The sequence below is a fragment of the Arthrobacter sp. SDTb3-6 genome, assembly GCF_013376095.1.
Lineage (GTDB): Bacteria > Actinomycetota > Actinomycetes > Actinomycetales > Micrococcaceae > Specibacter.
Map to the genome: position 1 here is coordinate 1 of NZ_JAAMFN010000064.1, position 11,394 is coordinate 11,394.

At 67.2% G+C, this 11,394-nt stretch carries 8 protein-coding genes and 1 tRNA gene; 5 read left to right on the forward strand and 4 right to left on the reverse strand.

Going from position 1 to position 11,394, the window contains the following annotated elements:
• Positions 1-78: 78 nt before the first annotated feature.
• The 3 genes from G6035_RS18585 to G6035_RS18595 all read left to right on the forward strand — a co-directional run bounded on the left by G6035_RS18585 (position 79) and on the right by G6035_RS18595 (position 4,301).
• Positions 79-2,004: a glycoside hydrolase family 13 protein gene (locus G6035_RS18585; protein ID WP_176618590.1), complete on the forward strand. Its 1,926-nt coding sequence runs from the start codon at positions 79-81 to the stop codon at positions 2,002-2,004.
• Between the two features lie 68 nt (positions 2,005-2,072).
• Positions 2,073-3,464 carry an FAD-binding oxidoreductase gene (locus G6035_RS18590; protein ID WP_176618591.1) on the forward strand — a complete coding sequence of 464 codons (1,392 nt, stop codon included), beginning with the start codon at positions 2,073-2,075 and terminating at the stop codon, positions 3,462-3,464.
• Between the two features lie 105 nt (positions 3,465-3,569).
• Complete coding sequence (locus G6035_RS18595) at positions 3,570-4,301, forward strand: hypothetical protein (RefSeq protein ID WP_176618592.1); 732 nt, start codon at positions 3,570-3,572, stop codon at positions 4,299-4,301.
• Between the two features lie 113 nt (positions 4,302-4,414).
• On the opposite strand, the gene G6035_RS18600 is transcribed toward G6035_RS18595, so the two are convergent.
• The 4 genes from G6035_RS18600 to G6035_RS18615 form a co-directional block, all read right to left on the reverse strand.
• Positions 4,415-5,782 (reverse strand): DUF4032 domain-containing protein, encoded by a 1,368-nt coding sequence (locus G6035_RS18600; protein ID WP_176618593.1) that lies wholly within the window; start codon positions 5,780-5,782, stop codon positions 4,415-4,417.
• 144 nt (positions 5,783-5,926) lie between these two features.
• The gene (locus G6035_RS18605; RefSeq protein ID WP_176618594.1) at positions 5,927-7,027 is read right to left on the reverse strand and encodes a sn-glycerol-3-phosphate ABC transporter ATP-binding protein UgpC; all 1,101 of its coding nucleotides are present in this window, start codon (positions 7,025-7,027) and stop codon (positions 5,927-5,929) included.
• 187 nt (positions 7,028-7,214) lie between these two features.
• Positions 7,215-7,988: a trehalose-phosphatase gene (otsB, locus tag G6035_RS18610; protein ID WP_371131071.1), complete on the reverse strand. Its 774-nt coding sequence runs from the start codon at positions 7,986-7,988 to the stop codon at positions 7,215-7,217.
• The gene (locus G6035_RS18615; RefSeq protein ID WP_176618595.1) at positions 7,975-9,450 is read right to left on the reverse strand and encodes a trehalose-6-phosphate synthase; all 1,476 of its coding nucleotides are present in this window, start codon (positions 9,448-9,450) and stop codon (positions 7,975-7,977) included. The genes otsB and G6035_RS18615 overlap by 14 nt, the downstream gene beginning before the upstream one ends.
• A gap of 177 nt (positions 9,451-9,627) precedes the next feature.
• Between G6035_RS18615 and G6035_RS18620 the strand changes: the two genes are divergently transcribed.
• Both G6035_RS18620 and G6035_RS18625 read left to right on the forward strand, forming a co-directional pair.
• Complete coding sequence (locus G6035_RS18620) at positions 9,628-10,533, forward strand: DsbA family protein (protein ID WP_176618596.1); 906 nt, start codon at positions 9,628-9,630, stop codon at positions 10,531-10,533.
• 155 nt (positions 10,534-10,688) lie between these two features.
• Positions 10,689-10,762: transfer RNA gene (locus G6035_RS18625), tRNA-Thr, on the forward strand.
• Positions 10,763-11,394: the final 632 nt, after the last annotated feature.

Below are 11,394 nucleotides of genomic sequence, written 5' to 3' on the forward strand. Positions count from 1 at the left end.
GCCGCAATGTAGTTTCCCGCGCCGGGAACGGTACATTGTGAGATGACGAGGCACACGGCGGCATTGAGGGGCAGTGACATGGCAGGCAGGCGTCCACACCACGACGGGTCAGTGCTGTACGTGGATGGTGTCTCCGCGCGCCTGGGCGCCCGTGCCGTCCTGCGGCTGCGTGTTCCCCGTGACTGGGGATCAGCCTCCCGGGTCTGGGTGCGCAGCGTCCAGGACGCCGAGCCGCGCTACGACGAGGCCGTGCCGCTGCATCCGGCGGAGGCTGCCGGCAACAACCCTGGTGACGGGTCCGGCGTCGGACGTGCGGAAGACGCGCACGACGGCTGGGCCTGGTGGGAGGCTTCCATGCTCGTGGCCAACCCGGTGGCCAGGTACCGCTTTCTCATTGAACTGCCCGGCAGCGGCGGTGGCCCGGACATCTACTGGACACTGAACAACGAGGGGCTGTTCGCCCGCGAGACCTCCGACTACAGTGATTTCCGCCTCACGACGGCCGTGCCCGCGCCGCCGTGGTCGCGCTCCGCCGTCATGTATGAGGTCTTTCCCGACCGCTTCGCACGTTCCAGTGCCGCGGTGGAATTGCCCGCTCCGGAATGGGCCATCGCCTGCGCCTGGGATGAACCCGTCCAGGGCGTAGGCCCGGACGCCGCGCGCCAGCTCTATGGCGGGGACCTCATCGGCGTCAGGGAGAAGCTGGGGCACCTGGAGGCCCTCGGCGTGGACATCCTCTACCTGACGCCGTTCTTCCCGGCGCGTTCCAACCACCGCTATGATGCGTCCACGTTCAGGCATGTCGATCCGCTGCTGGGCGGGGACCAGGCGCTGGTCGAGCTGGTACAGGCTGCCCACGCCCGCGGCATGAAGGTCATGGGCGACCTGACCTCCAACCACACGGGGGACTCCCACGAATGGTTCACCAGGGCCCTGGCCGATCCGCAGTCCCGCGAAGCGGACTACTACTACTTCAGCGCCGACCACACCAGCTATGAGTCATGGTCGGGCGTAAAGTCGCTGCCCAAACTGAACTGGGCGTCCGAGGGGCTGCGCGAAGCCTTCGTGACAGGGGAGGACTCGGTGGTTGCGCACTGGCTCAAGCCACCCTTCAACTTGGACGGCTGGCGGATAGACGTCGGCAACATGACCGGCCGGCTCGGTGCCCAGGATGTCAACAAGGAAGTGGCGGCGCTCGTTCGAAGGCGGGTGCTGGAGATCAACCCCGACGCCCTCCTGCTCGGGGAGGAAACCTCCGACGCCGGGGCCGACGTGGACGGCTTCGGCTGGCAGGGCGCCATGACCTATTCGAACTTCACGCGGCCCCTGTGGCAGTGGCTGGCCAGCCCCGGGGCCCGCGTCGACTTTTTCGGCACCCCGCTGCCCGGCGTCGCCCGCATTGACGCCGGCACGGTCCTGGACACCCACCGGGACCTCACCAGCGCGTTCAGCTGGGGCGTCCGCAACGCCACGATGAACGCCGTGAACACCCACGACACCGCACGCGCCGCCTCGGTCATGGTTGCCGGCGGACCCCTCGTGGCCGCCACGTTGTCCATGATGCTGCCCGGCATCGCGGTCCTTTTCGCCGGCGACGAGTTCGGCCTGGAAGGCGGACGGGGGGAGTCCTCGCGCACGCCCATGCCGTGGGGCGAGCCGGCACGGATCGTCACCGACCTGGAGCCGTCCTACGCGGAGCTGGCGTCCTTGCGGCACAACAGCGCCGCGGTCCGCCACGGCGCGCTGCGGTGGCTCATGGCCGACGGCGATGTGCTGGCCTTTGTGCGCGAGTCGCCACAGGAGTCGCTGCTGGTGGTCGCCGTGCGGGCCGACATCCAGGGGCTCCCCTTTGGGGACATGGGCCTCTCCGCACGCGAACGGGCGGCCGTGTGTGCCGCGCCCGTGTTCCACACGGGCGGCTACCTCGTCTACAGCGACTTCAACCTCAACGGGCCCGGCGCCTACATTTGGAAGCTGCCCGGCGTCCGCGTGCCCGGTGCCTAACCGCGTGGCGCACGTCTCATAGACTGGAGTGGCCCATCCCGGGGCCGCGACGAAAGGTATGCGCCACCATGTCAGCCACGAATGCCCCGCTGCCCCACGGCTTTGAACAGGAGCTGCTGCAAGCACTCCGCAGCGGCCAGCTCAGCCGGGGCGCCGGCGACGTGAAGAAGTTTGCCAGCGACCAGGGTCCGGTGACCGACTACCGGGAGCCGGCCGCCGTCGTCTGGGCCGAGAGCGTGGCGGACGTTCAGGCAATCCTGCGGCTGGCCTCACGGTACCGCGTGCCGGTGGTGGCGCGCGGGGCGGGGACGGGCGTCTCCGGCGGCGCCCACGCCACGGCCGGCTGCCTGGTGCTGTGCCTGGACCGGATGGACAACATCCTTGAGCTGAACCCGGAGGATGAGGTGGCGCGGGTGGAACCGGGCGTCATCAACGCGGACCTGAACGCCGCAGCCGCCGCGCACGGGCTGATGTATGCGCCCGATCCGGCCAGCTACAGGATTTCCACCATTGGCGGCAATGTGGCCACGAATGCCGGCGGCCTGCGGTGTGCGAAGTATGGGGTGACGCGCGACGCCGTCCTGGCCCTGGATGTGGTGCTGGCAGACGGCACGCTGATCCACACCGGCCACCGGACCTTCAAGGGCGTGGCCGGGTACGACCTCACCGGCCTTATGGTGGGCTCCGAGGGGACGCTGGGGATTGTCGTGGGTGCCACCGTGCGGCTGAAATACCTGCCCACGGACATCCGGACCCTTGCGGTGTTCTTCCCCGACATGCGATCGGCCACGGCCGGCGTGTTGGCCCTGGGCAAGGCGCGGGTGCAGCCAAGCATCCTCGAACTCATGGACGGCTCCTCGCTGGACGAGCTGGACCGGCGCCAGGGCAGCAACCTGGCTGGGAGGGGAAGCGCGCTCCTGCTGGCCCAGTTCGACGGGCTTGCCGCCGCCCAGGAAGCGGAGATTGCCTCTGCGGCCTTGGCTGCCCTGGGCGGGAACGCGACCCTCGAGGAGCCGGGGGAGGCCGAGCGGCTCGTGGACCTGCGCCGGCACAACCGTGGCATGGACGCCGACTCCGAAACGACCGTCGGTGAGGACGTGGCCGTGCCGCGCTCCCAGCTGGTCCACTATGTTGACGCCCTGGCGGAAATGGCCGGGCGCCACGGCGTGGGCGTGCGCATCATCGCCCATGCCGGCGACGGCAACCTGCACCCGACCTTCTGGGTGGGCGACGCCGACGCGGCGAAGGTCGTGGCGCTGAACGCCGCCCTGGACGAATCCATTGACAAGGCCCTCGCCCTGGGCGGCACCATCACCGGCGAACACGGGGTCGGCCAGTACAAGCTGCGGTGGCTGCCGCTGGAGCAGGCCGGGGAAGTGCGGGCCCTCCAGCGGCGCATCAAGGAACTGTTCGACCCGCTGGGCATCCTCAACCCGGGAAAGGCCATCGCGGACGACTGAACCGGGTGTGGGCCACTTGACGGGGCAGCGCCCGTCGGGCATCGTACTATGCGGGGGAAAAATGATCCGCAACGTGGTAACAAACAGCCGATCCGGAAGCACCTTATGAAAAATTATGGCCAACTGCTGCCTGCCGTGCGCCGGAAGGCGTTCGCCGGGGCGGCCGCCGCCGTGGCCGGATCGTTGCTGCTGGCGGCGCCCTTGTTCCTGGCAGGGCCCGCGCAGGCAGCGTGGAATTCCTCTCCCGGGCCCGCTTCGGCGGCGGGCACCGTCCTGCAGGCCGACGCCCTTCCCTCGCCGACTGCCACCGAAACCCTGTTGCAAACCACCACCCAGCCCCAGCCGTCGCCAACGTCCACGTCGACGCCGGTCAGGACTCCCGCCGTCGTGCATGCGCCGGCACCAACCGTGGCGCCGACCACCCGGGCGCCCCTTCCGGCACCGACCACCCGGGCACCGGCTCCCGTGCCCACCCCTGCACAGGTTGCCACCGCAGTCCAGCCCACCGCAGTCCAGCCGGCGCCCAGCACTTCCGCCGTGCCCCAGCAGAGCACGGCGGCCCCGGCCTCCGAAGCGCCGTGGCCCACGTTCGACAACACTGAAACAGCCTCCACCCTTGATTCCGCCGGTATGGGAGGGACTGCCGGCAGCGACACCTCCGGACCGACCGCGGGAGCCAACATGGCCCTTGCCGGAAACGGAAGCACCGGCCACGGGATGGTGTGGGGGATCCTGATGGTGCTGGGGTTGACAGTGGTGTGCGGCGTTGCGGTCGGCATCTACGCGATGTCGAAGCTGGCCGGCCGCGGCGGTGGTGCCCACCGCCATGCCCGGTAGCCGGACGGCGCCCCGGACTGCGGGCAGCCACGGCGTGCCAAGCAGTCGGGGGCGGGTGAAATTTCACACGCCACGGACAGCATGGCACGCCGCCGGGGGAGTTGGCGCGGGCGTCAGTCGTCGATGTCGCTGTCCGGCAGGACCCCGCCCTCGAGCATCTTGATGGTGGCCGTGTCTGTGCTGAGCATGATGGCGTCCTCGTCCCGGCGGTAGCGCAGGATCGTGTCCACATAGGATTGGACGGCCTCGGCCAGCGGCACGTTGCGCTCTTCCTCCTGGGACATGTACCAGCGGTGTTCGAGGACCTCGTGGACCACCTCGGCAGGTTCCAGCTTGCTGCCCAGCTCGCGCGGGATGGCGCGGACAATCGGTTCGAAGATGGTGCTGACCCAGTTGTGGGCACTGATTTCCTCATCCACGCCCGGCATGGCGTCGGCGCGGAATGAGTCCATGTCGTTGAGCAGGCGCCGGGCCTGGTTTTCCTGGGCGTCGATCCCGGTCAGGCGGAGCAGGCGGCGCTGGTGGTGGCCGGCGTCGACCACCTTGGGCTGAAGCTGGATGGTGGAGCCGTCCGGGGTGGTCTTGATGGCGTACTCCTCCACATCGAAGCCGAGTTCATTGAGGCGGCGGATGCGGGCTCCCACGCGCCAGCGGTCCTCCAGCTCGAAGGATTCCTTTTCCGTCAGCTCGGCCCAGAGGCGGCGGTAGCTCTCCATGATGAGTTCGCTGGTGGCGAGGGGATCCACCTTTTCCTCGATGAGACCGCCCTCGAGCAGGTCCATGAGCTCGCCGGCAATGTTGACCCGGGCGATTTCCAGGTCGTACTCGCGCTGCCCGGTGGACAGGTCCGGGTACAGTTCACCGGTTTCGGCGTCAACCAGGTAGGCGGCGAAGGCGCCGGCGTCGCGCCGGAAGAGGGTGTTGGAGAGGGAGACGTCGCCCCAGTAAAAGCCGACCAGGTGCAGGCGGACCAGCAGCAGCGCCTGGGCATCAATCAGGCGGGTCAGGGTGTCGCGGCGCAGCTTCTGTGAAAAGAGGGCACGGTAGGGCAGGGAGAACTTCAGGTGCCGGGTGACGAGCACGGGGTCCAGCGGCGCACCGTTGGCGGTGGTGCGCCCCGTGATCACGGCCACCGGCTCCACGCACGGCACGTCCAACCGGGCCAGCTTGCGCAGCATATGGTATTCGTGCCGGGCCACGTGCTCGGAGGTTTCCTTGATGGCGATGACGGAGCCGTCCAGGTGGGCGAAGCGCACCACGTGCCGGGAGATTCCGCGGGGCAGTGCAGCCAGGTTTGCCGCAGGCCAATCCTCCAGCCTGATGTGCCAGGGGAGGTCGAGCAGGCCGGGATCGGCGGTGGCCGCCGTGATGTTCAGCGATCCCAGGACCTTGGCGGGCGGGGCGGGCTGGCGCGGCAGCTTCCCGACCTCGTCAAAGTCCGTGGGCTCGTTGTTCCACTGTGCGCCGGGTGCATCTGTCATGGGGCAATTCTCTCTTAAAGGGTGAAGCGCGGCCGCCTGCCGGAAAACTCTCCGACAGGCAGCCGCGCCTCAGCTGTCAGTCAACGGGGCCGCCGGCGGTCCCAACGTGCCCGCAGGGCCCGCAGTCCAAACACCGGCCGGGCGTCAGTGGCTGGCCACGGCCTGTTCGCCCAGGCGTGCGCCGGAGGTGGCGTCGAACAGGTGGACGTGGCCCACCTGCGGGCGGACGTGGATGGTGTCGCCCTTCAGTGGTGGGCGGCGGCCGTCAACCCGGACCACCATGTCGCGCTCGGCGCCGTCGATGGAGGTGTGGCCGTACACGTAGGCGTCGGCACCCAGCTCTTCAACGACGTCGGCCTCGGCGGCCAGGCCCTCGCCGGCACCGACGATCTCGAGGTCTTCCGGGCGGACGCCGACCGTGACGGTGTTGCCGGCGGCCTCGCCGAGCACGGCGGAGGTCACCGGGTACACGGACCCGCCGAACTTCACGCCGCCGTCAACCACGGGCAGTTCGAGCAGGTTCATGGCGGGGGAGCCGATGAAGCCTGCCACGAAGACGTTCTGTGGGCGGTCGTACAGGTTGCGGGGGGTGTCCACCTGCTGCAGCAGCCCGTCCTTCAGCACGGCGACGCGGTCGCCCATGGTCATGGCCTCGACCTGGTCGTGCGTGACGTAGACGGTGGTGACGCCGAGGCGGCGGGTCAGGGAGGCGATCTGCGTGCGGGTCTGCACACGCAGCTTGGCGTCCAGGTTGGAGAGCGGCTCATCCATGAGGAACACCTGCGGGTTGCGCACAATGGCGCGGCCCATGGCGACACGTTGGCGCTGGCCACCGGAGAGGGCCTTCGGCTTGCGGTCCAGGTAGGCCTCGAGGTCCAGCAGCTTCGCGGCCTCCTTGACGCGCTTGGCGCGTTCTTCCTTGGAAACGCCGGCGATCTTCAGGGCAAAGCCCATGTTGTCGGCAACGGACATGTGCGGGTACAGCGCGTAGTTCTGGAAGACCATGGCGATGTCGCGGTCCTTCGGCGGGACGTCGGTGACGTCGCGGTCGCCAATGAGGATGCGCCCGGAGTTGACGTCCTCGAGGCCGGCGAGCATGCGCAGGGAGGTGGACTTTCCGCAACCGGAAGGTCCGACGAGAACAAGGAACTCGCCATCGGCGATGTCAATGTTGAGCTTGTCAACAGCGGGCTTGGTGGTGCCCGGGTACAAACGCGTAGCGTTGTCAAAAGTTACTGTAGCCACAGTATTAAATCCCTTCATCGGCAGGTACGTGCCGAACGATCCTCAAGTGAATGGTTTTGTGTATTTAGTTGCACAGGGCAGACCCCACCCAGGGTGGAATCGGCGCCGATGTATGAATTATGACACATTTAGTGCGCGCGCCGCGTTTGCCGCGTCATGGTCCGGGAGCGAGTGCCCGGAAGCCTGGTCAGGAGCGGGCGGCCACCAGCAGTTCCAGGACCGCCGGGACCTGTGCCGGCGAGTCGATCCGGTACGCGGCGGCGGTTTCGCCCGGGCCCACCTTGATGCCGAGGTCCCCGGGTTCCAGTGCGGCAAAGCCGTGTTCGTCGGTGACGTCGTCACCCACAAACACGACGGCGGTGGCACCGGTGGTGGCCCGCAGCATGGCCAGGCTTTCGCCCTTGTTGGCCTTGACCACGGAAATTTCCAGCACCATCTTGCCCTCGCTGACGAACACGCCGGGGCTGTCCGCCAGCCCGGCCCGGACCTGCGCCACGGCCGACTGCCCGTCCTGGGCGGAGGCCCGGCGGTAATGGAGGACGACGCCGGCCGGCTTTTGTTCGGCGGCCGTGCCGGGGAACGCAGCAACCGCCAAGTCCACTGCCTGGCGGGCCCGCGTTAGGGCCTGCTCCTGCGCGGGCGTGAGGGACAGTGCGGGGGAGTCCGGCCCCAGCCAGACTTCCGCGCCGTGGCTGCCCACCAGCAGGGCCTGCGCGGGGGGAGAGGCGACCGCCCGCAAACTGGCCAGGGCGCGCCCGGAGACGAGTGCCGCCGTCGTGCCTTCCAGTGCGCTTAGCGCCTCCAGGGCCGCGGCGGCGGCGGGAAGGGGACGGGCGTCTTCGGCGCGCGACACGAGGGGGGACATGGTGCCGTCGAAGTCCATGGCGACCAGCAGCCGCGCCGTCTGGGCCACGCGGACGACGGCGTCGCGCACCTCCGCGGGCAGCTCACCTGTCGTCACGGATGGCCTCGTTTTGCAGCGTGGTCAGGAAGTCCTCACTCCAGCGCTGGACGTCGTGGGAGAGGATCTGCTTGCGCATGGCACGCATCCGGCGGCTGGACTCGACACGGGGCAGGTTGATGGCGCGCACGATGGTTGCTTTCAGCCCGTCGATGTCGTGCGGGTTGACCAGGAGTGCCTGTTTGAGCTGGTCGGCGGCGCCGGTGAACTCGCTCAGGACCAGGGCGCCGGTGTTGTCGCTGCGCGCGGCCACGTATTCCTTGGCCACGAGGTTCATGCCGTCGCGCAGGGAAGTGACGAGCATGACGTCCGAGGCCAGGTACAGGGCGACCATTTCCTCCACGGGGTAGCTGTGGTGGAGGTAGCGGACGGCGGTGTTTTGGATGGTGTCGAACTGGCCGTTGAGCCGGCCCACCATGCCTTCGACGTCTTCGCGGAGCAGCCGGTAGGACTCGACGCGTTCGCGGCTGGGGCTGGCAACCTGGATCAGGGCGGCGTCCTCCACCTTGATGACGCGGTCCTTGAGGAGCTCGCCGTAGGCCTTGAGCCGGTGGGTGATGCCCTTGGTGTAGTCGAGCCGGTCCACGCCGAGCAGGACCGTCTTGGGGTTGCCGAGGTCCTCGCGGATCTGCTTGGAGCGGGCGATGATGTCCGGGCGGGCGGCCAGCTCCCGGATTTGCATGGCGTCGATGGAGATGGGGAACGGCTCGGCGCGGGCTATGTGGCTGATGGTGCCGTCGTCCTCCTTGACGTGCACCTGCTGGGCCTTGACGCTGGCGCCGAGGAAGCGGCGGGCCGAACGCAGGAAGTTGGCCGTGTCATTGGGGCGCTGGAAGCCGATGAGGTCAGCGCCGAGGAGGCCGTTGATGATGGGCTGGCGCCAGGGCAGCTGGGCGAAGATTTCCGGAGGGGGGAACGGGATGTGGTTGAAGAAGCCGATGCGCAGGTCCGGGCGGATCCGGCGCAGGTAGCGCGGGACCATCTGGAGCTGGTAGTCCTGCACCCACACGGTGGCGTTTTTGGCAGCCGATTTTGCCGCGGCCTCGGCGAAGCGCATGTTCACCTTGCGGTAGGCGTCCCACCACGTGCGGTGGAACTCCGGCGGGGCGATGACGTCGTGGTAGAGCGGCCACAGCGTGGAATTGGAGAAGCCTTCGTAATACAACTCAACGTCTTCGCTGGACAGGGTGACCGGGATCAGGTCCATGTGGTCGTGGCGGAACGGTTCCAGGGACTCGTCCGGGGCGCCGTGCCAACCCACCCAGGCGCCGTCCCGGGTGGCCATGACGGGGGCCAGGGCGGTGACGAGGCCGCCGGGGGAACGCCGCCAGCCGTCGTCGGACTGTTCCAAGGGGACACGGTCAACGGGAAGCCGGTTCGAAACCACTACAAAGTTTGAACTGCCGTAGCGGGGGTCATGGACGTGGCCGGCCTGTTTCCTGGGCTGCGTGTTCTCCGACAAGGGGGCTCCAATGCTCAACGGCTCGTTTTGTGCCAGCTTAGCCGTTGCGCTCCGGCGGGCTGCGGTTCGGGGCCTTCCATGACCGTCCCGAAGGGCATCCTCCAAGCTTTCCCGCCTAAGATGGATGGAAGTTGCCGTTGCGCGGCCGTTTTGTTGCGCCCACCTACCTGAGGAACTATGAGCCCCAAGAACGAACCACGGATGACCAAGGCCGAACGCACCGCGCAGGCGCGCGAAAAGGCGAGGCTTATTCGAGAGGCCCAGCAAAAGAAGGAGAAGCGCAACAGCTGGCTGATCCGGGGCGGCGTGCTCGCTGCGGCAGTGGCCATTGTGGTCATCATTGCGCTGGTGGTCATCCAGACGCAGAAGGGCAACGAACCCATTCCCTCCGCCGGCCCGGTGCCGGCGAACGCGAACTCCTTCGGCGGCATCACGGTGGGCAAGGCCGGGGCCATCATCGCCCCCGTCACCACCGCGAAGACTGTTGATGTCAACAAGGTGCCGGCCCCGCCCAAGAACGCAACCAGGGCCGTGGCGGATCCCGGAAAGATCGGCATCCAGGCCGCACCGTCCGGCAAGCCCGCCGAGGTTGTGATGTACCTGGACTTCATGTGCCCGGCCTGCAACAACTTTGAGAAGACGTACGGGGCGGGGCTGGACGCGCTCCGCAACGAAGGCAAGATCACGGTGCAGTACCGCCCGCTGCCGTTCCTGGACCGCTTCTCCTCCGGCACCAACTACTCCTCGCGTGCGGCCGCCGCTGCCGCCTGTGTGGTGGACCAGTCGCCGGACAAGTTCAAGGCCTACCTGGATACGCTCTACGCCAACCAGCCGGAGGAAAACAGCAAGGGTTTGGACAACGCCACGCTGGAAAAGCTTGCCACCGAAGCTGGGGCCGCAAACATCACCAGCTGTGTTGATGCCAAGACCTACCGGCCGTTTGTTGCCTACACCGGCGCTGTGGGCGTCGGTGCCGGAATCAATGCCACACCCACTTTGTTTGTCCAGGGGCAGCAGTGGGATCCGAACAAGGTGCAGGACTTCAACGCCTTCCTCAACAGCGCGCTGACCGCCAAGAAGTAGCCGTCCTTTCTGGATGCATTAGGAGTGCTTTGCGAGTTCTTCCTGAGTGCCTTCTGCGTTCTTTCTGCGTGCCGGCCCCGGGGGCATTGCCCCGGGGCCGGTTTTCATTTTTAGGGCGGACCTACGGTAGCCTTGTCTAGCGCTTGACTGCGCCTGCCTCCTTAGCTCAGCTGGCCAGAGCACCGCTCTTGTAAAGCGGGGGTCGTCGGTTCGAATCCGACAGGGGGCCCGGAAAGCCCGGAATGACGGGGATTTTGACAGCTTGGATGGCCCCGTGAGGGACCGTTGTCGGCTTAAGCTATGCGTAACTCGTCATTTTGATCATTCTCTGTCCGGTCCTCTTCGGCTGGTGGGGCTTGTTGAGGCTCTGGCTGCTCCCCGGTTGGAGTCCCTTCACTCACTGCTGATAGAGCTTGTCAGTAAAAGCTCAGTGGGTCAGTGCCGCTCGTACTTACAGCCGAAGGACCTGGAATTCTCGCTGACAATTGAACCGCTGTGGAACCGCCAGTCAGGTTGGGCGTTGAGGATATTGACGAAGAGGTCTCCTGTGAAGGCAGGGCCGGTTCCTTCAGTTTCGATCCTAAGACAACGTCATAAGATAGAAACAGCCACTTATTGAACGCCTCCAGTGTGCGAGCGCTCTCGATCCCGATGAACTCGCCGTTCGAAGCCCCGCCCAGACGCTCGTCGAGCTGCTTCGTGGAAAGGTACGTATAACCGCTAAGCGCACCGAAAGCGCTGCGGACGGCAGAACGTTACTTTGGTACGCCGCATGGGGTGGACTTGTGCGCGCTGGCTGTTGCGTATGGTTGGCGCCATGTGCGGGCCGGGACTGTGGCGGGGCTCGGTGCTGCGCTGGCG